This window comes from Streptomyces caelestis, assembly GCF_001279005.1.
Taxonomy (GTDB): domain Bacteria; phylum Actinomycetota; class Actinomycetes; order Streptomycetales; family Streptomycetaceae; genus Streptomyces; species Streptomyces heliomycini.
In genome coordinates this window covers 89,646-111,596 of the sequence record NZ_LGCN01000085.1, presented here as the reverse complement: position 1 = coordinate 111,596, position 21,951 = coordinate 89,646, and the positions used below count along the sequence as shown (strand labels likewise).

At 71.6% G+C, this 21,951-nt stretch carries 22 protein-coding genes, 1 tRNA gene and 1 pseudogene; 11 read left to right on the top strand and 13 right to left on the bottom strand.

The genetic code is table 11. The features are described from left to right. Positions 1 to 90 precede the first annotated feature (90 nt). Together ADK41_RS08715 and ADK41_RS08710 are read left to right on the top strand one after the other, a co-directional pair. A complete protein-coding gene (locus tag ADK41_RS08715) occupies positions 91 to 873 on the top strand; it encodes a hypothetical protein (RefSeq protein ID WP_030827901.1) in 783 nt (260 codons plus the stop codon). Positions 874 to 932: 59 nt separating this feature from the next. Further along, positions 933 to 1,154, top strand: a pseudogene (locus ADK41_RS08710) (PIN domain nuclease); the annotation flags it as partial. A 44-nt stretch (positions 1,155 to 1,198) separates the two neighbouring features. Here ADK41_RS08710 and ADK41_RS08705 read toward each other — a convergent pair. The 5 genes from ADK41_RS08705 to ADK41_RS08685 all read right to left on the bottom strand — a co-directional run bounded on the left by ADK41_RS08705 (position 1,199) and on the right by ADK41_RS08685 (position 5,126). Beyond that, positions 1,199 to 1,552, bottom strand: coding sequence for a hypothetical protein (locus ADK41_RS08705; RefSeq protein ID WP_030827908.1), 354 nt, complete (start codon positions 1,550 to 1,552; stop codon positions 1,199 to 1,201). 733 nt (positions 1,553 to 2,285) lie between these two features. Beyond that, on the bottom strand, positions 2,286 to 2,867 hold the full coding sequence (locus ADK41_RS08700) for a hypothetical protein (RefSeq protein ID WP_030827911.1): 582 nt from the start codon (positions 2,865 to 2,867) through the stop codon (positions 2,286 to 2,288). Positions 2,868 to 3,236: 369 nt separating this feature from the next. Continuing rightward, positions 3,237 to 3,310: transfer RNA gene (locus ADK41_RS08695), tRNA-Pro, on the bottom strand. A gap of 33 nt (positions 3,311 to 3,343) precedes the next feature. Next, on the bottom strand, positions 3,344 to 4,129 hold the full coding sequence (locus ADK41_RS08690; RefSeq protein ID WP_030827913.1) for a Pr6Pr family membrane protein: 786 nt from the start codon (positions 4,127 to 4,129) through the stop codon (positions 3,344 to 3,346). 55 nt (positions 4,130 to 4,184) lie between these two features. Further along, on the bottom strand, positions 4,185 to 5,126 hold the full coding sequence (locus ADK41_RS08685; RefSeq protein WP_030827916.1) for a metallophosphoesterase: 942 nt from the start codon (positions 5,124 to 5,126) through the stop codon (positions 4,185 to 4,187). A gap of 103 nt (positions 5,127 to 5,229) precedes the next feature. On the opposite strand from ADK41_RS08685, the gene ADK41_RS08680 reads away from it, so the two are divergent. After that, positions 5,230 to 5,694 carry a GatB/YqeY domain-containing protein gene (locus ADK41_RS08680; RefSeq protein ID WP_030827919.1) on the top strand — a complete coding sequence of 155 codons (465 nt, stop codon included), beginning with the start codon at positions 5,230 to 5,232 and terminating at the stop codon, positions 5,692 to 5,694. A gap of 146 nt (positions 5,695 to 5,840) precedes the next feature. On the opposite strand, the gene ADK41_RS08675 is transcribed toward ADK41_RS08680, so the two are convergent. After that, positions 5,841 to 8,156: a transglycosylase domain-containing protein gene (locus ADK41_RS08675; protein WP_030827922.1), complete on the bottom strand. Its 2,316-nt coding sequence runs from the start codon at positions 8,154 to 8,156 to the stop codon at positions 5,841 to 5,843. A gap of 430 nt (positions 8,157 to 8,586) precedes the next feature. Between ADK41_RS08675 and wblA the strand changes: the two genes are divergently transcribed. Beyond that, positions 8,587 to 8,922 (top strand): transcriptional regulator WblA, encoded by a 336-nt coding sequence (gene wblA / locus ADK41_RS08670; protein WP_030827925.1) that lies wholly within the window; start codon positions 8,587 to 8,589, stop codon positions 8,920 to 8,922. Positions 8,923 to 8,970: 48 nt separating this feature from the next. Here wblA and ADK41_RS08665 read toward each other — a convergent pair whose 3' ends face one another. Continuing rightward, entirely contained in the window at positions 8,971 to 10,383 is a 1,413-nt protein-coding gene (locus tag ADK41_RS08665) for an ArsA family ATPase (protein WP_030827928.1), read from the bottom strand. 88 nt (positions 10,384 to 10,471) lie between these two features. Then, positions 10,472 to 11,449: an ArsA family ATPase gene (locus ADK41_RS08660; protein ID WP_030827931.1), complete on the bottom strand. Its 978-nt coding sequence runs from the start codon at positions 11,447 to 11,449 to the stop codon at positions 10,472 to 10,474. A 127-nt stretch (positions 11,450 to 11,576) separates the two neighbouring features. Here ADK41_RS08660 and ADK41_RS40665 point away from each other — a divergent pair, with 127 nt between their 5' ends. From ADK41_RS40665 to ADK41_RS08645, 4 genes are all read left to right on the top strand, one after another. Continuing rightward, entirely contained in the window at positions 11,577 to 11,738 is a 162-nt protein-coding gene (locus ADK41_RS40665; protein ID WP_106979478.1) for a DUF4177 domain-containing protein, read from the top strand. Then, complete coding sequence (locus ADK41_RS08655; protein ID WP_030827934.1) at positions 11,735 to 12,202, top strand: RidA family protein; 468 nt, start codon at positions 11,735 to 11,737, stop codon at positions 12,200 to 12,202. Before ADK41_RS40665 ends, ADK41_RS08655 begins: the two co-directional genes overlap by 4 nt. Positions 12,203 to 12,749: 547 nt before the next feature. After that, entirely contained in the window at positions 12,750 to 13,631 is an 882-nt protein-coding gene (locus ADK41_RS08650; RefSeq protein WP_030827937.1) for an NUDIX hydrolase, read from the top strand. Further along, complete coding sequence (locus ADK41_RS08645; protein ID WP_030827940.1) at positions 13,628 to 14,458, top strand: MBL fold metallo-hydrolase; 831 nt, start codon at positions 13,628 to 13,630, stop codon at positions 14,456 to 14,458. The genes ADK41_RS08650 and ADK41_RS08645 overlap by 4 nt, the downstream gene beginning before the upstream one ends. Positions 14,459 to 14,535: 77 nt before the next feature. Here ADK41_RS08645 and ADK41_RS08640 read toward each other — a convergent pair whose 3' ends face one another. Further along, the gene (locus tag ADK41_RS08640) at positions 14,536 to 15,210 is read right to left on the bottom strand and encodes a Crp/Fnr family transcriptional regulator (protein WP_006132548.1); all 675 of its coding nucleotides are present in this window, start codon (positions 15,208 to 15,210) and stop codon (positions 14,536 to 14,538) included. A gap of 275 nt (positions 15,211 to 15,485) precedes the next feature. Between ADK41_RS08640 and nth the strand changes: the two genes are divergently transcribed. From nth to ADK41_RS08625, 3 genes are all read left to right on the top strand, one after another. After that, entirely contained in the window at positions 15,486 to 16,499 is a 1,014-nt protein-coding gene (gene nth, locus ADK41_RS08635; protein WP_051843201.1) for an endonuclease III, read from the top strand. Between the two features lie 88 nt (positions 16,500 to 16,587). Beyond that, complete coding sequence (locus ADK41_RS08630; protein WP_030827947.1) at positions 16,588 to 17,283, top strand: NUDIX hydrolase; 696 nt, start codon at positions 16,588 to 16,590, stop codon at positions 17,281 to 17,283. 45 nt (positions 17,284 to 17,328) lie between these two features. Next, positions 17,329 to 18,528, top strand: coding sequence for a MarP family serine protease (locus tag ADK41_RS08625; RefSeq protein WP_030827949.1), 1,200 nt, complete (start codon positions 17,329 to 17,331; stop codon positions 18,526 to 18,528). A gap of 42 nt (positions 18,529 to 18,570) precedes the next feature. On the opposite strand, the gene ADK41_RS42965 is transcribed toward ADK41_RS08625, so the two are convergent. The 4 genes from ADK41_RS42965 to nhaA all read right to left on the bottom strand — a co-directional run bounded on the left by ADK41_RS42965 (position 18,571) and on the right by nhaA (position 21,803). After that, the gene (locus tag ADK41_RS42965; protein WP_078661982.1) at positions 18,571 to 18,753 is read right to left on the bottom strand and encodes a hypothetical protein; all 183 of its coding nucleotides are present in this window, start codon (positions 18,751 to 18,753) and stop codon (positions 18,571 to 18,573) included. 105 nt (positions 18,754 to 18,858) lie between these two features. Next, positions 18,859 to 19,809: an alpha/beta fold hydrolase gene (locus tag ADK41_RS08620; protein ID WP_030827952.1), complete on the bottom strand. Its 951-nt coding sequence runs from the start codon at positions 19,807 to 19,809 to the stop codon at positions 18,859 to 18,861. Further along, positions 19,806 to 20,294 carry a phage holin family protein gene (locus ADK41_RS08615; RefSeq protein WP_030827955.1) on the bottom strand — a complete coding sequence of 163 codons (489 nt, stop codon included), beginning with the start codon at positions 20,292 to 20,294 and terminating at the stop codon, positions 19,806 to 19,808. Before ADK41_RS08615 ends, ADK41_RS08620 begins: the two co-directional genes overlap by 4 nt. A gap of 72 nt (positions 20,295 to 20,366) precedes the next feature. Further along, a complete protein-coding gene (gene nhaA / locus ADK41_RS08610; protein WP_030827958.1) occupies positions 20,367 to 21,803 on the bottom strand; it encodes a Na+/H+ antiporter NhaA in 1,437 nt (478 codons plus the stop codon). Positions 21,804 to 21,951: the final 148 nt, after the last annotated feature.

Here is a 21,951-nt window from a genome sequence, read left to right as displayed (position 1 = left end):
CACGGAAGGCACGGCCTCTCCCGGACTGCCGTCCGGCCTCGTGGTGTTCCCGCTTCCGGCTGGTGAAGGCTGGAGCGGAGGAGGCAGGGGATGACGACACGGGCGAGGAGTACGGCGTACAGCACGGGCAGGCCACCGAACGAGGGCCGTGCCGGCCGGCGGTCGCCGGGCCGGACGCGGTTCACGGGCGTGCTGCTGATCCTGCTGTCCCTGATGTCGGCGGCGGCCTGCCACTGGGTGTTCGTCCGGTGGCTGCCCTCCGACGGCGAGCGCTACCGGGACTACCGCGCGGCCGAGCCGTGCTCCTCCCACGCGATGGAGCGGGGGTGGACGGACTGCCTGAGTACCTGGCACCTCACCGTGGAGGAGACGGTGAACGAGGCCGCCGGGAAGGGTTCCTCCTACCGGGCGACCCTGACGTACCAGGACTCCTGGCGCGGAACCGTGTCCTTCGGCGACTCCGGCCCGCTCCTGGAGCGGCTCGAGTCCGGCGACCGGGTCGAGGCCATCGCCTGGCGCGGCGACATCGTGGTGCTCGGCAAGGACGGTGTACGGCAGAACACCTCGGAGGCGCCCCGTGACGAGCTCCAGATGAACGCCGCCGTGGGCGTGCTCGCCGGACTCGTCGCGGCTCAGCTCTTCGTGTTCGGCGCGGTGCGTCTGGCCAGGCCCCGTGACCACGAACCCTTCACCTGGGACCCGTACGGCAGGCGGCTGCTCCTCACCATCACCGCGGTCTGTTTCGGGGTGGGCCTGCCGGCGGTGTGGACCGGCATCCCGTGGTGGACCGTGCCCGCCGTCGCCGTACCCGTGGTGGGGTGCGCGGCGGTGCTGCTGCGTCTCCGCCCGAGCCGCAGCGCCGAAGGCGCGTAACGGCTCACCGGGCCCCCACGCCGGAAGCTTCCCGTCCCCTCACCCGATCGCGCACGCGCTTCACCCGGTGCCCCATGCCCGACGGTGTCCACCGGCGTGCCCGTGTCGTCCAGCGTGAGCTCACCGCCAAGGGTGAGCACCGCAATGCCAGGGCCGTCGACCTGCTCGTGGCCGCGGCCGCGGAAGAAGCGGGACTCACGCTGCTGCACCACGACCGCGACTTCGAAACCATCGCCCGCACCACCGGGCAGCCGGCTCGCATGATCGACCTCAAGGGCTGAGACGGGGAACGCCGGAGGGCGCCCCGCCGGCAGCCCTCCCCGCCTCAGCGGAACTCGTGGACCACCTGGATCTCGCCGACGATGTGGGCGTTGAAGTCGTCCAGTTCCTCGGCCGGGACCCAGAGTTCGAGGATCGTCCGCCCGCCGGCCTGTTGGACGGGGTACCGGCTCAAGAACTCCGTCTCGACCTCGAAACGAGTGACGAAACCGGCGCCGTCGTGCTTCACGTTCCAGTCCCGGGCGATCCTGATCGCGTAGTCCTCGTCGAGGACCGGGTAGAAGATCGGCTGCTCGGGCAGCCGGGGCGGCCAGGCACGCCAATTCAACTCCCGGACCAGATCGAGCTCTTTGGGGCCGGTGGGGCGCCACAGGATCGTCGTTGCCTGCCGACTGGTCATGCACGTCACTCTCTGTACGCGGGCCGCCGGTACGACGGCCCGGAGACCCGGACGATACCGGCGCCGCGAATCCGGCAGCCACACGGTTTATGCACCCTGACCGGCTCCGTGAGCAGCGCTCACGGGGCACCTCTCGTTCTCGCTGGGCAAGGGGAGCCGGGACGATGCCGATGTACGGCGGACGGACCGCCCCCGTCCAGGGCGCCAGAGTGGTCGAGCGTGGCGTCCGCTGCCCATGGAACGGCCTCACACAGGAAACGGCACCCGAAGGAGTGGCCGACCAGGTGTAGGTACTGACCGTCGCGGTTGGCCGGCACGGCCGCACTCGCCGGGTCGGGGCGCTCCGTGTCCAAGTAGCCGAGCATGCGTCCGATGATGTGGGCAAGCATGCCCGTCGGTACCCGTCGCGTGGGCGCGGTCGCGGATCCTGCGGTAGCCGCTGGGCGTGACGAGGCTGGATGACGGCCGGCGAACGGGCCCTGGGCCAAGGCCCCTCATACTGCACTGACAGGCCGGCTTACTCGCGGAACAGGCAGGGTGGGCGCTGAGGGGCGGCCTCTTGCCCGAAGGCGCCATCAGCTTGGGAAGCTGCGATCATGTAGGGCCGAATCAGCCCCTGAACCGGGCGAACGGTTGGATTGCGACCATGGTGGTAATACCTGAATTCACCGTGATTTACCGCTGTTCCTCGCCCGCTCTGGTGCGGCTGCGGTGAGGGACTGACCGGCCACAACTACTCGGCGACACCCAGATCAGCGCGCATGGACTGCTTCAGTGCCCCCAGATAAGGCCAGACCTCGTCGTGGAGTTCACCTTCCAGCGCCGCCAGTTCATCTGCGTATGTGGTGGGTGCCGCTCCGTACTTCCTGAGCTTGCCGTACGCGGAGTTCAAACGCTTCTTCGCCGTGCCGGAGGAACGCAGCACCGTGTCCGGGACAACCATCTGGGACTCCGCGTAGCTGTCCCGATAGGCCAGCCTGCACGCCTCCAGCTCCTTCAGGGACGTGTCGACGTCCTCACCACGTTGAAGTGCGTAGAGGTAATTGGTCATCGACGTCAGGTACTGGCGTGAGGCAGTGTTCAGGGTGATGTAGCAGGTACGCCGCCGTTCAAGGCTCTCGCGCTGCTCTTGCCTGGCCTGCTCCGCCCGGAGCAACTCCTCGGCATGACCGCGCTCCTCGTGCCGCTGTTCAGCGGCGGCCCGGAGCTCCATGCGCTTGGTCCGGTCCGCGCGGTTCTGGGTCAGCAGCGCGGCCCCCAGCGTTCCCGCCACGCCCACCACGGCGATTAACAACCCTGCCCAATTGGCACCCATGATGACCCTTCGTGAAGCCGGAAGAACTGGCCGCACGGCAGATACTCCCCCGCGCTCCTCTGCGGAACCCTCGGCCTTTGCTGTACTGCCGCCGGGATCCCTGAAGCAGGGCCGCGCCTCCCTGCCGTCCGACCATGACATCCCGCTGGAAGTGATCGCCCGGCTCGTCGAGCACCCCGGGACGGCGGTGGCCGAGAAGGTCTACCGGAAGCAGAGTCGACCCGTGATCCAGACGGGAGCCGTGGTCATGGACAGGATCTTCGGCGCTGGTCCGCGGCGGCCGTGGACACGCGGGAACCGGTAGTCACGCAGATGAAACAGGTCGGCCACCTACTCATATGAGTAGGTGGCCGACCTGTTACTCCACTGTCGGGGTGGCGGGATTTGAACCCACGACCTCTTCGTCCCGAACGAAGCGCGCTGCCAAGCTGCGCTACACCCCGATCGTCGCTGCTCTCGCGGCGACGACGTTTACTTTAGCCCACTGGGAGCCGGAGGCGAAATCCGGTTTTCGGGGGGTGGCGGACCGGGTTCGGGCGGGCGTGGTCCAGGGCCACCAGGAGGACGGCCAGGGCGTAGAGGGCGAGGCCCATGAGGAGGGCGTCGGCGAGGACGTTCCGGTAGCCGTGCCGGGCGACGTCGAAGAAGGGGTGGAGGTAGCGGGCGGGGGAGCCGGTGAGGAGTTCGCCCCGGACCAGGGTGAAGGCCAGATAGGCCAGGGGGTACAGCATCCAGGTGGCGGTCTGGCGGAGCCGGAGGCGGGCCGGCGGGGAGAGGAGGAGCCAGTCCAGTACCGCGGCGACGGGGAGCACCGTGTGCAGGGTGTGGGCGGCCAGTGGTTCCAGCCGGCCCATCCCGGCGGCCGCGTCCGCCGTCGGGAAGGGCGGTGGCGCGTCCGCCAGGAGGACGTGGTGGGTCAGGGACGCCATGATCACGTAGAGCAGGGCCGCTCCCGTGAGAGCGCCCGGCAAGGGGTGCCGGGCGCCCCAGGCGCGCCGGGCCGAGGCGAGCATGACCAGGGCCAGGAGGAGCGCGCTCTGGACCGTGAAGTGGCTCAGGGCCCGCGCCGGGCCGCCGAGGAGGGCCTCCACCAGCACCGCCCCCGCCGCCAGCAGCGCCAGGAGCAGGCGGTACGCCGCCGTCAGCGGGCGGCGTACCAGGGGGACGACGGCTCTGGCGGGGGCGAAGAGGGCGGCCGACGCCGGATGCGTACGCGGCAGGGCGGGGATGTCCGGAAGGTCCCTGGGTATCGGGGCGGTCATGCACCCCAGCGTGGGCGGACGTCCGGTCCGGGGCGACGCGGGTGAGCCGTTCGGGTTACCGGAGGGCCCTCTGCTCGCGGCCCACCAGGGTCAGCAGCGTCGCCTCCGGGGGGCAGGCGAAGCGGACCGGGGTGTAGCGGCTGGCGCCGCAGCCCGCGGAGACGTGGAGGTAGGACGTGCGGCCCTCGGAGGTGTGCGTGGACAGGCCCTTCACGCGGTCCGTGTCCAGGTCGCAGTTGGTGACCAGGGCGCCGTAGAAGGGGATGCAGAGCTGGCCGCCGTGGGTGTGGCCGGCCATGATCAGCGGGTAGCCGTCGGCCGCGAAGGAGTCCAGGGCACGCAGGTACGGGGCGTGGACGACGCCCATCGAGAAGTCCGCCGCGTCCGACGGGCCGCCCGAGACCTCCGCGTACCGGTCGCGCTTGATGTGCGGGTCGTCCAGGCCGGTCAGCTCGATCGACGCGCCCTCGATCTTCAGGGTGCCCCTGGTGTTCGTCAGGTTCAGCCAGCCCGCCGCGTCGAAGCCGTCCCGCAGGTCCTCCCACGGGTTGTGGACCACGCCGACCGCCTGCGCGTTGCCGTTCAGACCGTGCCGTCCCTGGACCTTCTCGACCAGGTAGCGGGCGGGGTTGCGCAGGGTGGGGCCGTAGTAGTCGTTGGAGCCGAAGACGTACGCGCCCGGGAACTCCATCAGGGGGCCGAGCGCGTCGAGGACCTCCGGCACGCCCTCGGGGTCGGACAGGTTGTCGCCCGTGTTGAGCACGAAGTCGGGGCGCAGGCCCGCCAGGGAGCGCAGCCAGCGCTGCTTCTTGCGCTGGCCGCCGACCATGTGGATGTCGGAGACCTGGAGCACGCGCAGGGGGCGCATCCCGGACGGGAGGACGGGGACGGTCACCCGTCGGAGGCGGAAGGAGCGGGCCTCGAAGCCCGCCGCGTACAGCAGCCCGGCGGCGCCGGCCGCCGTGATTCCCAGGGGGATCTTGTATCGCGCGCGCATGCGTCCATCGTGTCAGACCCGGGCGGGCGCCCCGCACGCCCGTGGGCGCGGTGGCCTTTAAATCAGCAGGCGTTCCGCCGCGCGCACCTGCGACAATCTAGCCATGACCACGCTCAAGTCGAAGCTGCAGGAAGACCTCAACGCCGCGATCAAGGAGCGTGACGAGCTCCGCTCCTCGACGCTCCGGCTGACGCTCGCCGCGATCACCAAGGAGGAGGTCGCGGGGAAGGAGAAGCGCGAGCTCTCCGACGACGAGGTGCAGAAGGTGATCACCCGCGAGGCGAAGAAGCGCCGTGAGGCGGCGGAGGCCTTCGCGCAGGGCGGCCGTCCCGAGCAGTCCGAGCGCGAGAAGGCGGAGGGCGAGGTGCTGGCACGGTACCTGCCCAAGCCGCTGTCCGACGAGGAGCTGGACGCGATCGTCGCCCAGGCCGTGGAGGAGGCGAAGGCGGCGGGCGCGGAGGGGCCGCGGGCCATGGGCGCCGTGATGAAGATCGTGAACCCGAAGGTGGCCGGGCAGGCGGAGGGCGGCCGGGTCGCCGCCGCGGTGAAGAAGCTGCTGGCCGGCTGACCGGCGGTTCCCGCGCCGGGTGCGACGGGCGGTGTGCGGCCGGTCCGGTCCGCTCCCCGCGCATCGCGGGCGCGTCGTACGACGCCGAACGGCCTCCCCCTCCGACAGCGGAGGGGGAGGCCGTTCGGCGTGTCCGGCCGGGGCCGTCAGCCGCGTCCGCCGGGGCCGTCGCCCGCTCCCCGGAAGAAGCCCCCCGGGAGGGAGAAGGTCGGGTCCGGCTCGCCGCCGCCCGCGTCGCCGCCGCCCGCGTTGTTGCCGCCTCCGTTGCCGCCCCCGTTGGCGTTGCCGCCGCCGACCGGGCCGCCGATGAGACCGCCGTCGCCGCCGTCGTCGTTGTCGCCGTCGTCGTCACGGTTGCCGCCGCCGTCGCCGTCGCCGCGGTCACGGTTCTGGGCGTCCGGGATGTCGACGAGGTTGAAGGACGGGGACTCCTTGCCCGACAGGGCGCCGGTCATGGCGTCCTTCCAGATGGGGCCCGGGACCGCGCCGCCGAAGACGAGCGCGTGGTACTGGCCGCCGATCGTGATGTTCTTCATCTCGACCTCCTGGCTCGCGCTGCCCACCCAGACGGCGCCCGACATGTTCGGCGTGTAGCCGACGAACCAGGCGTTCTTGCGCTCGTCGGTCGTACCCGTCTTACCGGCGTTGGCGCGGTCGCTGAGGCCGGCCGCCTGGCCCGTACCGGAGTCGACCACACCCTGCAGCAGGGTGTTCACCGCGTCCGCGGTCTTCTCGCTCATCGCGCGCGAGCACGTCGACTTCGGGACCTCGAGGGACTTCTGCTCCTTGCCGATCTTCTGGGTGATCGCCTCGATGGCGATCGGCGTGCAGTACATGCCCCGGGAGGCGAAGGCGGCGTACGCGCTCGCCATCGTGAGGGGCGAGAGGCCGGTGGAACCGAGGGTCATCGAGGAGGGGACCTCGGGGATCTTCTTGCCGTTGCCCTGGACGATGCCGAGCTTGTCGGTCATGGTCACCACGGGGCACATGCCGATGTCCTCGATCATCTGCACGAAGTAGGTGTTGACCGACTTGGCCATCGCCTCCTTGAGCGCGTACGGCCCCACCTCGGACTCGTTCTCGTTCTCCAGCTTGTAGCCCCTGTCGTTCACCCAGGGCTTCTCGCAGCCGCGCACGGACGACGGGTACGGCATCTGGTACGGGGCCGAGTAGGTCTGGGTCGCCGGCCTGCCCTCCTCCAGCGCCGCCGCCGCCACGAACGGCTTGAAGGTGGAACCCGTCGGGAAGCCGAAGTTGGAGCCGCCCATGGCGTAGTCGACCGAGAAGTTGATCTCCGTCTCGTTCTTGTCGTAGCCGTACGGCTTCGACTGGCCCATCGCGACGATCTTGCCGGTGCCGGGCTCGACCAGCGTGGACGCCGCGGCGACCGAGTCCGACTGGTTGACGTGGTCCTCCAGCGACTGCTGCACCGACGCCTGCGCCTGCGGGTCGAGCGTCGTGCGGATGGTCAGGCCGCCCTGGTTCCAGATCTTCGCCCGGTCGGCCTTGGTCTTGCCGAAGACCGGGTCGCTCAGGAACACCTCGCGCACGTAGTCGCAGAAGAAGCTCGCGTCGTCGACCGCGGTGATGCAGCCGTTCTTCGGCTTGCTGACCTTCAGGCCCAGCGGGGTCTTCGCCGCCTCGGCGGCCTCCTCCCGGGAGACGTCGCCGACCTCGGCCATCCGCTGGAGGACGGTGTTGCGCCGCTTCTTCGCCTCGGCCTCGTCGTTGACCGGGTCGTAGCGGCTCGGCGACTGGACGAGGCCGGCGAGGAGGGCGGACTCCTGGAGGTTGAGGTCCTTGGCGGACTTGGAGAAGTAGCGCCGGGCGGCGGCCTCGACGCCGTAGGCCTGCTGGCCGAAGAAGGTGATGTTCAGGTAGTTCTCGAGGATCTTCTTCTTGCCCAGCTCCTCCTCGACCTGGATCGCGTACTTCAGTTCGGCGATCTTGCGGCCGATGGTCTGCTGGGTGGCCTGCGCGACCTTCGTCGGGTCGTCGCCCGCCTCCTCGACGAAGACGTTCTTCACGTACTGCTGCGTGAGGGTGGACGCGCCCTCGGAGACCTCGCCGCTGCGCGCGTTCTTGTTGAGCGCGCGCAGGACGCCCTTGAGGTCGACCGCGCCGTGCTCGTAGAAGCGCGAGTCCTCGATCGCGACGATCGCCTTCTGCAGGTACGGAGAGATGTCCTTGAGGTCGACCACCGTGCGGTCGCGCGAGTAGACGGTGGCGATCTGGCCGCCGTCGGCGTCGAGGATGGTGGTGCGCTGACTCAGCGGCGGCGTCTTGAGGTTGGCCGGGAGCTCGTCGAAGCTCTCGACCGATCCCTTGGCCGCCAGGCCGAGCGCGCCCACGGCGGGCAGCGCGATGCCGGCCATGACGGCCCCCGCGAGGACACTGACACCGAGGAACTTGACGGCCTGCTGCGTGGAGGACAGACCACCGCCCGAGCGCTTCTTTGGCATGGGAGCAGCCTACGTTCTCATTCGCCGGACAAGCGTATATGCCTTGGCCTAAGCTGCTCTCAACTGTCACAGCAGTGAGGCCACGTATCAATACGTCCGGCGACCCCGAATCGTTCCGGATCTCCTCGACTTTTTTCGTACGCGTGTGTGCCGAGGGGTGTTGAGTTCGTGTCCGGATCCGCCTCGTGTGTCATGCGGTGCCCGTTGTGACGCAAGGGAACTGACCTGGAATGCCGGGTTCGTCACGCATGTCGCCCCCTCACTCCCCCGGGTGATCTGCCGCTTACCCATAGTCCGTTCGGACCATTCAAGATTGGGCCCGCTGGGGGTGTTGCGCCGTGCCCACCTTCCGTAACGTCCTCAACTGGCGGCGGTGAATATGCCGCTGCCGCCGTGGGGGAGCCTCGATTCGGGAGAGGACGGCGCCGGTATGGGCTGGGTTACCGACTGGAGTGCGCAGGCTGCCTGCCGCACTACCGATCCGGATGAACTGTTCGTTCAGGGAGCAGCGCAGAACAGGGCCAAGGCGGTGTGCACCGGATGTCCGGTACGCACCGAATGCCTGGCTGACGCGCTCGACAACCGCGTCGAGTTCGGCGTGTGGGGAGGCATGACGGAGCGTGAGCGCCGTGCGCTGCTGCGCCGGCGGCCGACCGTGACCTCCTGGCGCAGGCTGCTGGAGACCGCGCGCTCGGAGTACGAGCGGGGGTCGGGTCTCGTACCGCTCGACGACGAGGTGTACGAGAACTACGCGGCGGTGGGCTGAGGGCCCTCGGGGGTTCTCGGTCCCGCCCGGTTCCGGTCCAGGGTGTCGTCAGGGCGTTTCGGGCAGCTCCGGCCGGTCGGCCGCGAGCCGGTCGCCGATGTCCCGCAGCCCCGCGAGGTCGTGCACGTCGCCGGGCAGCGCGGCCACCTCGGTCACCGCCACCTCGGGGTGGAGCGCGGTGAAGCGGTCGCGTGTGCGCTGCTCGCGCGAGAGCAGCCGCATCCGCTCGGCGTGCAGCCTCAGCAGGCCCGCGGTGAGCAGGTCGACGGACCGGTCCGCGTCCGTGTTCGCGTCCGCTCCGGTGTCCTTCGTGCGCGCGCCTCCGATGTCGTCGGCAGGGGCGGGGGAGCCTGTGCCGGGGACGTCCGAAACCGGTGTCCCGGAAGCGGGGGATGAACCGGATGGGTCTGAACCGCCGTACGTTTCGGGAGAGTTACGAAGTCCAGCTTTCCCGCCCTCCTGATCCACAATGCGGGAGTCCTCAAGATTTTCCGCGGCGGCCAGCGCCCGCTCGGCCGACAGCCGGTCCGCGCCGCTGCCGTGCACCCGGTTGAGGACCAGACCGGCCAGCGGCATCCCCTCCGCCGCCAGCCGCTCCACGAAGTACGCGGCCTCGCGCAGCGCGTCCCGCTCCGGGGCCGCCACCACCAGGAACGCCGTCCCGGGCGCCTGGAGCAGCTTGTACGTGGCGTCCGCGCGCGTGCGGAACCCGCCGAACATCGAGTCCATCGCGGCCACGAACGTCTGCACGTCCTTCAGCAGCTGACCGCCGAGCACCTTGCCCAGGGTGCCGGTCATCATCGACATGCCGACGTTCAGGAACTTCATCCCCGCCCGGCTGCCGACCTTCGCCGGGGCCAGCAGCACGCGGATCAGCTTGCCGTCGAGGAAGGACCCGAGCCGCTTGGGCGCGTCCAGGAAGTCCAGCGCGGAACGGGACGGCGGGGTGTCGACCACGATGAGGTCCCACTCGTCCCGGGACCTCAGCTGGCCCAGCTTCTCCATCGCCATGTACTCCTGCGTGCCGGCGAAGCCCGCGGAGAGCGACTGGTAGAAGGGGTTGCCCAGGATCGCGGCGGCCCGCTCGGGGTCCGCGTGCCCCTCGACGATCTCGTCGAAGGTGCGCTTCATGTCGAGCATCATCGCGTGCAGTTCGCCGCCCGCGGAGTCGTCGATGCCCTTCACCCGGCGCGGGGTGTTGTCGAGCGAGTCGATGCCCATGGACTGGGCGAGCCGGCGGGCCGGGTCGATGGTGAGGACCACCACCTTGCGTCCCCGTTCGGCCGCGCGCAGGCCGAGCGCCGCGGCGGTGGTCGTCTTGCCGACCCCGCCCGAGCCGCAGCACACCACGATCCGGGTGGCGGGGTCCTCGAGCAGCGGGTCGATGTCGAGGGCGCGGGTGGGGGAGAGGTGGTGACGGGCCGGGTCCTGGTCCTGCGCCGGTTCCGGACGACGACTCATGACATCCCCTGCTTCCGGTGCTTCCGACTCGTGACGGGGCCGGTACGGCGGCGGTCGCCTCGGGACCGCACCGTGCGGGCGCGGCCGCTCATGACACGCCCTGTTCGCGCAGTCGCCTGGCCAGTTGGTACAGGCCGGCCAGGTCCATGCCCTCCACGAGCAGCGGAAGCTCGTGCAACGGCACGTCGAGGTCCGTGAGCACGGCGCGCTGCTCGGTCTCCAGCGCGTACCGCTCGGCGTACTCCTCGGCCTGTGCGAGCAACGGCTCCACCAGCCGCTCGGCGTGTCCTCCGCGCCGCGCGCCACCGAGGCCGGCGGACGACAGCGCCCGTGCGATGGAGGAACGAGGGACCGCCGCCGCGAGTTCCAGGCCGTCCCCGTCCAGCACCTCCGGCCGGACCATGTTCACCACGACCCGCCCCACCGGCAGCCGCGCGGCGCGCAGTTCCGCGATGCCGTCGGCGGTCTCCTGGACGGGCATCTCCTCCAGCAGCGTCACCAGGTGCACGGCCGTCTCCGGCGATTTCAACACCCGCATGACCGCCTGCGCCTGATTGTGTATCGGGCCGATCCTGGCGAGCCCGGCGACCTCGTCGTTGACGTTGAGGAAGCGGGTGATGCGGCCGGTCGGCGGGGCGTCCATCACGACGTAGTCGTAGACGAACCGCCCGTCCCGGTCCTTGCGGCGCACCGCCTCGCACGCCTTGCCGGTGAGCAGGACGTCCCGCACGCCGGGGGCGATGGTGGTGGCGAAGTCGATCGCGCCGAGCTTCTTGAGGGCCCGGCCGGCGCCGCCGAGCTTGTAGAACATCTGGAGGTAGTCCAGGAGGGCCAGCTCGGCGTCGATGGCGAGGGCGTACACCTCGCCGCCTCCCGGAGCGACGGCGATCTTCCGTTCCTCGTAGGGCAGTGCCTCCGTCTCGAAGAGTTGTGCGATGCCCTGGCGGCCCTCGACCTCGACGAGGAGCGTCCGCTTCCCCTCCGTGGCCAGGGCCAGCGCGAGGGCCGCGGCCACCGTGGTCTTGCCGGTTCCGCCCTTGCCACTGACGACCTGGAGCCTGCTCACGTCTTCGAGACTAAATGCTCTTCCCGCGCCCCGTCGGATCCGGGTGGCGGTTCCCGGCCGTCGCGCCCCGCGCGAGGGGGCGGTGCGGGGGCCGCGTCCCGCGCGGGCGAGGGCTAGAGTCGGCCGCATGACCAAGTGGGAATATGCGACTGTGCCACTGCTCGTCCACGCGACGAAGCAGATTCTGGACACCTGGGGCGAGGACGGCTGGGAGCTCGTCCAGGTCGTGCCCGGGCCGAACAACCCCGAACAGCTGGTGGCCTACCTGAAGCGGGAGAGGCAGGGATGAGCGCCGTCGAGGCGAGACTGGCCGAGCTGGGCCTGAGCCTGCCGGAGGTCGTCCCGCCGCTGGCCGCGTACCAGCCCGCCGTGCGGTCGGGGCGGTACGTCTTCACCGCCGGCCAGCTGCCCATGGTGGAGGGCAAGCTTCCGCTGACCGGAAAGGTCGGCGCGGAGGTCACCGCCGAGGAGGCGAAGGAGCTGGCGCGCACCTGCGCGCTGAACGCCCTCGCCGCGGTCAAGTCCGTCGCCGGGGACCTGGACCGCGTGGCGCGCGTGGTGAAGGTCGTCGGCTTCGTGGCCTCCGCCGCGGACTTCACCGGCCAGCCGGGCGTCCTCAACGGCGCGAGCGAACTGCTCGGCGAGGTCCTCGGCGACAAGGGCGTCCACGCCCGCAGCGCGGTGGGCGTCGCGGTACTGCCCCTGGACGCCCCGGTGGAGGTCGAGATCCAGGTGGAACTCACCGAGGCGTGATCCGCGCCGCCGGGGCCCGCGAGGCGCGGGACCCGGTGATGCCGAGGCCCCGGCGTCCGGCGCGACGGCCGGGCCCGGCGCGCGGCGCCTTGGAACCGACGCCCGGCGTGAGGGCACTTCCTGGTGACGGCGGCTCCTGGCGCTTCGGGCCCTGCCGCTCCCGCGCCTCGTCGTCCGGGTGGCGCCTGCGGCGCGCGAGCGCCGGGGCGCCGGGGCGCCGGTGCGCGGCCCGACGGCGTGCCCCGGCGGGCGTGGGCGCCCGGTGTGCGGGCGTCGGGGTCCGGGCGCGCGCTGTGGGGGCACGCCTACGAGTCCCCGGCACCCGGCGCGGGGGCCCGCGTCCGGGGCGGGGGCGGGGGCGTGTGCCGTCCCCCTCGGTCTCGTGCGGGACGTGCGCGGCTCGTCCGGGGGACCGCGGTTCCGGGCGCCGGGCGTGAGCCGTGCGGCCACCGCCGTGTCCGGTCCGCCGGACCGCCGTGTCGTTCCCCGGTTCCGCCGTCCTCCGCGGGCACTCGAACATCCGCCCGTCACGGGATAGCCTCCGGCCATGGTGAATGCGCAGGCCGGCGGGCAGTGGTACCCGCCCGAGTGGCCGGAGCGGATCCGTGCGCTGGCGGACGGCGGCCTCACGCCGGTCGTGCCGAAGCGCGCGGCCACCGTCATGCTGCTCAAGGACACCGGTGACGGGCCCGCCGTGTACATGCTGCGCCGGCGTGCCTCCATGGCGTTCGCGGGCGGCGCGTACGCCTACCCCGGCGGCGGCGTCGACCCGCGGGACGACGACCGGCACGTCCGCTGGGCGGGCCCCTCGCGCGCGTGGTGGGCGGACCGGCTCGGCGTCGACGGGGCACAGGCCCAGGCGATCGTCTGCGCGGCCGTGCGGGAGACGTACGAGGAGGCCGGCGTCCTGCTCGCCGGACCCACCCCCGACTCCGTGGTCGGCGACACGACCGGCGACGACTGGGAGGCGGACCGTGCCGCGCTCGTCGCGCGGGAGACGTCCTTCGCGGAGTTCCTGGACCGCCGCGGGCTGGTCCTGCGCTCGGACCTGCTCGGCGCGTGGACGCGCTGGATCACCCCCGAGTTCGAGCCCCGCCGCTACGACACCTGGTTCTTCGTCGCCGCGCTCCCCGCGGGCCAGCGCACCCGCAACGCCTCCACGGAGGCCGACCGCACGGTGTGGATCACACCGCGCGCGGCGGCCGGGGCGTACGACCGGGGCGAGCTGCTGATGATGCCGCCGACCATCGCGACGCTGCGCCGGCTCGCGGCGTACGGAACGGCCGCGGAGGCGCTCGACGCGGCTCCCGCGCGGGACCTCACGCCGGTCCTGGCCACCGCGCGCCTGGTGGGGGGCGAGATCGTGCTCTCCTGGCCGGGACACGACGAGTTCACCCAGCACATCCCGACCGGGGGAGCCCCCGCATGACGGACGCGAGCACCCTTCCCGGCCAGCCGCGGGGCGGGGTCCTCTCCGGGCCCGCCACCGCGCGTGCCGTCAACGTGCTGGCTCCCAACCCCTCGGCGATGACCCTGGACGGCACCAACACCTGGATCCTGTCGGAACCGGACTCCGACCTCGCCGTCGTGGTCGACCCCGGCCCGCTGGACGACGGACACCTGCGGCACGTCGTCGGCACCGCCGAGCGGACCGGGAAGCGCGTCGCGCTCACCCTCCTGACGCACGGTCACCCCGACCACGCCGAGGGCGCCGCCCGTTTCGCCGAGCTGACGGGCACGAAGGTGCGGGCACTGGACCCGGCGCTGCGGCTCGGCGACGAGGGGCTGGCCGCCGGGGACGTCGTCACCGTCGGGGGCCTGGAGCTGAGGGTCGTACCGGCCCCCGGGCACACGGCTGACTCCCTGTGCTTCCACCTCCCGGCCGACCGGGCGGTCCTCACGGGCGACACCGTCCTGGGCCGCGGCACGACCGTCGTGGCCCATCCCGACGGCCGCCTCGGCGACTACCTGGACACGCTGCGCCGGCTCAGGTCGCTCACGGTCGACGACGGCGTCCACACGGTACTGCCCGGGCACGGGCCCGTCCTGGAGGACGCCCAGGGCGCCGTCGAGTTCTACCTCGCCCACCGCGCCCACCGCCTCGCCCAGGTCGAGACGGCCGTCGAGGACGGCCACCGCACCCCCTCCGAGGTCGTCGCCCACGTCTACGCCGACGTCGACCGCTCCCTGTGGCCGGCCGCGGAACTCTCGGTGCGCGCCCAGCTGGAGTACCTCCGGGAGCACGGGCTCATCTAGCCCACCCCCCGAGCCCGCGGGGTGCGCGGACACGGCGGAGCCCCACTCCCCAGGGAGTGGGGCTCCGGTGCCGGGTGTCAGCGGGAGCGCTTCGCGAGGCGTTCGACGTCCAGGAGGATCACCGCGCGGGCCTCCAGGCGGAGCCAGCCGCGCTGGGCGAAGTCCGCCAGGGCCTTGTTGACCGTCTCGCGGGACGCGCCGACCAGCTGGGCCAGCTCCTCCTGCGTGAGGTCGTGCACGACGTGGATGCCCTCCTCGGACTGCACGCCGAAGCGGCGGGAGAGGTCCAGCAGGGCGCGGGCGACACGGCCCGGGACGTCCGAGAAGACCAGGTCCGACATCGCGTCGTTGGTCTTGCGCAGCCGGCGCGCGACGGCCCGCAGCAGCGCCGTGGCCACCTCGGGGCGGGCGCTCAGCCAGGGCGTCAGGTCGCCGTGGCCCAGGCCGAGCAGCTTGACCTCGGTGAGCGCCGTGGCGGTCGCGGTGCGCGGGCCCGGGTCGAAGAGCGACAGCTCACCGATCAGCTCGCCCGGACCGACCACGGCGAGCATGTTCTCGCGGCCGTCGGGGGACGTGCGGTGCAGCTTCACCTTGCCCTCGGTGACCACGTACAGGCGGTCGCCGGGGTCGCCCTCGTGGAACAGGGAGTCGCCCCGTGCGAGGGTCACCTCACTCATGGAGGCGCGAAGCTCGGCGGCCTGCTCGTCGTCGAGCGCCGCGAAGAGCGGGTTCCGCCGCAGAACGTCGTCCACGAGTTCTCTCCTTGTCGGCCTGCTCAGGGGATCTTGTTCCCCCACGTACCAGGGGACCGTGGTTCCCATTTTGCCGGACGGTCCAAACAGTGTGATCTGTCACAAGGATGCCGTACGGGCCGGTGGGGGTAAGCGGCAGGGGTCCGATTGGACGCCGGTCCTCGGGGTCCGGGGCGGATGTCGGTGCCGGGCCGTAGGCTGGCCGGGTGTCCAAATCGCCGGTGAGAGCACGGGCGGAGGGAGCTGCGCGAGTGGGTGTACGTCGCGATTCCGCTGTGGGCGAACAGGGCTCCGATGGCGGTAGGGAAACGGCGAAGACGGCAAAGAGGTCACCGTTGAAGAAGGAACCGGTGGTCCGCGCGAGCGGGGCGGCCGAGGGGACGGGCACGTCGGCGGAGAAGCCGGCGCAGGCCGCGGCCGGGAAACCGGCGGCGAAGCGACGGGCGGCCGGGGCGAAGAGGGCGGCCGGCGCCGAGAAGTCCGCCCCCGCGAGGGCCGCCGTCGAGCCGGCCGGGAGCGAGTCGCGCACCGCGCTGGTGCGCCGCGCGCGCCGGATCAACCGCGAGCTCGCCGAGGTGTTCCCGTACGCCCACCCGGAACTGGACTTCGAGAACCCCTTCCAACTCGTCGTCGCCACCGTGCTGTCGGCCCAGACCACCGACCTGCGCGTCAACCAGACGACCCCCGCCCTCTTCGCGAAGTACCCCACCCCCGAGGACCTGGCCGCCGCCGACCCCGAGGAGGTGGAGGAGATCCTGCGCCCCACCGGCTTCTTCCGGGCCAAGACCAGGTCGGTCATCGGGCTGTCCAAGGTGCTGGCGGAGGACTTCGGCGGAGAGGTGCCCGGCCGGCTCGAGGATCTCGTCAAACTGCCCGGTGTGGGCCGCAAGACCGCCTTCGTCGTGCTCGGCAACGCCTTCGGCCGCCCGGGAATCACCGTGGACACCCACTTCCAGCGGCTGGTGCGCCGCTGGAAGTGGACCGAGGAGACCGACCCCGACAAGATCGAGGCGGCCGTCGGCGCGCTCTTCCCCAAGAGCGACTGGACCGACCTGTCCCACCACGTCATCTGGCACGGCCGCCGCATCTGCCACGCCCGCAGGCCCGCCTGCGGCGCCTGTCCCATCGCGCCGCTCTGTCCGGCGTACGGCGAGGGCGAGACGGACCCGGAGAAGGCGGAGAAGCTGCTGAAGTACGAGAAGGGCGGTTTCCCGGGCCAGCGTCTGAAGCCTCCGCAGGCCTACCTGGACGCCGGCGGCAGGCCCGCCCCGCCGCTGGGGGCCGGATGACGGAGCGGCGTGCGCGGCGGCCCGCGGAACGATCTCGGGGCCGCCGGGCGTTGGACCCGTGGGACGCGGTCGGACGACGGGGGTGGCGGTGACGCGGACGAGTGGTGCCCGGGGCGGTCCGGTGACGCTCAGCCAGGAGGGGCTGCCCTCCTGGCTGGACCCGGTGGCCCGCGCGGCCGAGACGGTCCGGCCGGGACAGCTGAGCCGCTTCCTGCCCCCGGAGAACGGCACGGGGCGCCAGTCCGCCGTCCTCATCCTCTTCGGCGACGGCGAGCGCGGCCCGGAGCTGCTGCTCATGGAGCGCGCGAGCTCACTGCGCTCGCACGCCGGGCAGCCGTCCTTCCCCGGCGGCGCCCTCGACCCCGAGGACGGTGACCCGCACGGCGACGGTCCGCTGCGGGCGGCCCTGCGCGAGGCCGAGGAGGAGACCGGGCTCGATCCGTCCGGCGTCCAGTTGTTCGGCGTCCTGCCGAAGCTCTACATCCCGGTCAGCGGCTTCGTCGTCACCCCCGTGCTGGGCTGGTGGCGCGTGCCCAGCACGGTGGGGGTCGTCGACCCGAACGAGACCGCGCGGGTGTTCACCGTCCCGGTGGCGGATCTCACCCACCCGGACAACCGTGCGACCGCGGTCCACCCCAGCGGTCACCAGGGTCCGGCGTTCCTGGTCGAGTCGGCCCTCGTGTGGGGCTTCACCGCCGGGGTCATCGACCGGTTGCTGCACTTCGCGGGATGGGAGCGGCCCTGGGACCGGGACAGGCGGGTCCCGCTGGACTGGCGGTCATGACAGGGTGGGCGCCGTGCTGGGTCGGACGAGGCGAGGCGTGAAGCGGTGAACGTGCTGGACATCCTGTTGCTCGTCGCCGCCGTGTGGTTCGCGGTCGTCGGCTACCGCCAGGGCTTCGTCGTCGGCGTCCTGTCGGTGATCGGCTTCCTGGGCGGCGGTCTCGCCGCCGTCTACGCGCTGCCCGTCATCTGGGACGCCCTGACGGACGACTCCGAGGTCGGTACGACGGCCGCCGTCGTCGCGGTCGTCGTCGTCATCGTCTGCGCCTCCGTCGGCCAGGCCCTGACCACGCATCTCGGCAACAAGCTGCGCCGCCACATCACCTGGTCGCCGGCCCGCGCGCTGGACGCGACGGGCGGCGCACTGGTCAACGTCGTCGCGATGCTCCTGGTCGCCTGGCTGATCGGCTCGGCCCTCGCCGGCACGACGCTGCCGACGCTCGGCAAGGAGGTCCGCGGCTCCAGGGTGCTGCTCGGGGTCTCCCGGGCGCTGCCCGACCGGGCCGACACCTGGTTCGCCGACTTCTCCTCCATCCTCGCGCAGAACGGCTTCCCGCAGGTCTTCAGTCCCTTCGCCAGTGAGCCGATCACCGACGTCCGGCCCCCGGACCCGGCCCTGGCGGGCAGCCCCGTCGCGGTCCGCGCGCAGCGCTCCATCGTCAAGGTGATGGGCACCGCCCCGAGTTGCGGCAAGGTCCTGGAGGGCACCGGCTTCGTCTTCGCCGAGCGCCGCGTCATGACCAACGCGCACGTCGTGGGGGGCGTCGACGAGCCGACCGTGCAGATAGGCGGCGAGGGCAGGAAGTACGACGCGAAGGTCGTCCTCTACGACTGGAAGCGTGACATCGCCGTCCTCGACGTGCCCGACATCAAGGCGCCCGTGCTGCGCTTCACCGGCGAGGACGCGAGCAGCAACGACAGCGCGATCGTCGCCGGCTTCCCGGAGAACGGGTCGTACGACGTCCGTTCCGCGCGCGTGCGGGGACGCATCACGGCCAACGGTGCGGACATCTACCGCCGGGGCACGGTCCGCCGCGACGTGTACTCCCTGTACGCGACCGTCCGTCAGGGCAACTCCGGCGGCCCGCTGCTGACCCCCGAGGGAGAGGTCTACGGCGTGATCTTCGCGAAGTCCAGGGACGACGCGGAGACCGGCTACGCGCTCACCGCGGACGAGATCCAGGAGGACATCGCCAAGGGCCGCGCCGCGAACCAGCAGGTGGACAGCGACAACTGCGCGCTCTAGGGGCCCTGGTGCCGGAGAAGAGTCGTACGGTCGTACGGGCCGTCAGCCGCGTGGGTGGCGCAGGCGGACGGAGACCCAGCGGGCCCGGCGGCGGAGGATGTGCGGGATTCCCACCTTGAGGTCCGTACCTGCCATCTGTGGTGCACCGCCTCGCTGGTGGGAACCCATACCGCCCGCCGAGCGGCGGTCACGGCTTGCGTCACTGTAGTCGTGCGTCCAGCCCATACCCCGACGTCTGCCCCCGCCCCAAGGTCGATAACCGCCTCACGCGCACTCAATTGGCTTATGCGCCGGGCAATTGGCCGGTCGTCGGACGAGTGCTCGACCCGGTCACCGGTCGGGTTCGGGATCCTTCAGCCAATTGATCAGTTCCGTGGAGAACGCGACCGGATCCTCTTCGTGCGGGAAGTGCCCCAGCCCGTCGAACAGCCGCCAGCGGTACGGCGCTTCCACGTACTCCCCGGACCCCGCGGCGCTGCGCGTGCGCACGACCGGGTCCAGCGAGCCGTGCAGATGCAGCGTCGGCACCCGCACCGGCCGCTTCATCCTGCGGTTGAACTGGATGCCGTCCGGACGGGCCAGGGAGCGCACCATCCAGCGGTACGGCTCGATCGAGCAGTGCGCCGTGGACGGGATGCACATGGCCCGCCGGTAGTTCTCCAGCGCCTTCTCGTCCGGCGGGTGCGGCCCGGTCCAGTCCTGGATGAGCTCGGCCACCAGCGCCCCGTCGTCCGCGGTGAGCCGGCGCTCCGGGATCCAGGGCCGCTGGAACCCCCAGATGTGGGACAGGGCGGCCGACTGCCTGGCGTCGGAGACCAGAGCCGAGCGCCAGCGCCGCGGATGCGGCATGGACGCGACCGCGAGCCGCCGTACGAGCTTGGGCCGCATCGCCGCGGCCGTCCACGCCAGGTACCCGCCCAGGTCGTGGCCGACCAGCGCGGCGTCCGGCTCGCCGAGGGAGCGGATCACCCCGGTGATGTCCAGCGCCAGGTTGGCCGGGTCGTAGCCGCGCGGTGTGCGGTCGCTGCCGCCGACACCCCGCAGGTCCATGGCGACGGCCCGGAACCCGGCGTCGGCGAGCGCCGTGAGCTGGTGCCGCCAGGTCCACCAGAACTGCGGGAAGCCGTGCAGCAGCAGCACCAGGGGGCCGTCGCCCAGCTCCGCGATGTGGAAGCGGGCGCCGTTGGCGGCGACGTCCCGGTGCGTCAGTCCGGCGCCGCCGGGGATGTCGAGCCGTACGACCGAGGCGGGCTGCGCCGGAGAGGTGGCGGGATCCGTCATGAAGACGAGCGTGCCACAGCCTCGATGGACCGGGGGCCCCGGTCCTCGGGCAGCTCGGGGCGGGGGTGCGGCTTGGCCTTCTGCAGCACGCCCGCCGTCTCCTTCATCGAGGCGGCGACCTTCTGCGGGCCCCGGCCCTTCTTCGCCTTCTTCGCGAAGACGACGCCGATCAGCGCGAGGAGCAGCGCGATCAGTACGTTCGCCGTGAAGGACAGCAGGAAGCAGACCGCGAGGTTCCAGCCGCTCCAGGTGTGGATGCCGTAGGCCAGGGCGAAGTTCAGCATCGGCAGGGAGAACAGGAGCAGCAGGCCGGCCGCCGTGAACGCGCCGCCGCTGGTCGCGCCCCGTTTGACGTCCTGCTTGAGCTGCGCCTTCGCCAGCGCGATCTCGTCGTGCACCAGCGCCGACATGTCCGCCGTGGCCGAGGCGAACAGCTGGCCGATGCTGCGTTCGGCGCCGACCGGGCTGCCGTCGGGTGCGCTCATCGCGGTCTCCCTCTTCTGCGTGCGTTCTGCATGCCTGCGCGTGCGGTTCCGTCTTTGTACCGTCTCGTCAGATCATGCCGGACCGTCGTGGTCCTCGCTTGCCCCGTCGGTCACTTCGGCAAGCGCGTCACGCGCGGCGGCCTTCTCCCGGGCGAGCCGTCGGTGCTCGGCGGCCTTGTGCTCGTAGATGTCCGCCATGCGCAGGTGGTACGCCGGGTCGTCCTGCTCGTACACGTCCGGAATCCCGCTGAGATCCTCGTCGCGCTCCTCGTCCTCGGTCAGCCTGCGGTACTTGGCGTTCCGTATCTTGAGCAGCACGGTCGCGAGGACGGCGGCGATGAGCGAGCCGGTGAGGACGGCGGCCTTGACGCTGTCCGTCATCGAGGCGTTCTCCTCGAAGGCGAGTTCACCGATGAGCAGCGAGACGGTGAACCCGATCCCGGCGAGGGTCGCCACCGCGAACACGTCCGCCCAGGCCAGGTCGTCGCTGAGCGAGGCCCTGGTGAAGCGTGCCGTCAGCCACGTACCGCCGAAGATGCCGAACGTCTTGCCGACGATGAGTCCGAGCACCACGCCGAGCGTCTCGGGCTGGGTGAACACGTCCGCGAGGGCGCCGCCGGAGATCGCCACGCCCGCGCTGAACAGGGCGAACAGCGGCACCGCGAGGCCCGCCGAGAGCGGCCGGACGAGGTGCTCGATGTGCTCCCCGGGGGAGTGCTCCTCGCCCTCGTGGCGGTGGCAGCGCAGCATCAGGCCCATGGCGACACCGGCGATGGTGGCGTGGATGCCGCTGTTGTACATCAGCGCCCACACGACCAGCGCGAGCGGCACGTACACGTACCAGCCGCGCACGCCCTTGCGCAGCAGGAACCAGAAGACGGCCAGGCCGGCGACGGCGCCGCCGAGCGCCGCGAAGTTCAGGTCGGCGGTGAAGAAGACCGCGATGATCAGGATCGCGAACAGGTCGTCGACGACGGCGAGGGTGAGCAGGAAGGCACGCAGCGCGCTCGGCAGGGAGGTGCCGATGACGGCGAGCACGGCGAGTGCGAAGGCGATGTCGGTGGCGGTGGGCACGGCCCATCCGGCCAGGGAGCCGCCGCCCGCGCCGCTGGTGAGCACGTAGACCAGCGCCGGTGCGGCCATGCCGCACAGGGCGGCGACGACGGGGAGTGCGGCTGCCTTGGGATCGCGGAGGTCACCGGCGACGAGTTCACGTTTGAGCTCGATGCCCGCGACGAAGAAGAAGATCGCGAGCAGCCCGTCGGCGGCCCAGTGCGCCACGGACAGGTCCAGCCCGATCGCGCCGGGCCCGAAGTGGAAGTCGCTGACGCTCTCGTAGCTGTCGTGCAGCGCGGGTACGTTCGCCCAGATCAGCGCGACGACGGCGGCCAGCAGCAGGAGTACGCCGCCGACGGTCTCGGTGCGCAGCGCGTCCGCGACGTAGGACCGCTCGGGCAGGGAGAGGCGGCCGAAGGCCTTGCGGGGGGTGGGGGTGCGGGGCGCGGTCACGGGGAGGTCCTCTGGTCGATGGGCAGCACGAATCGCATGCCGACCAGACTTCCCGGCGCCCCATGAAACAGCTTTTCCTTAGTTTATCTAACGTGCCGCGAAGCGCACCAGGAACACCTCGGGGCACCCCGCGCACGGCCGCGCGGGA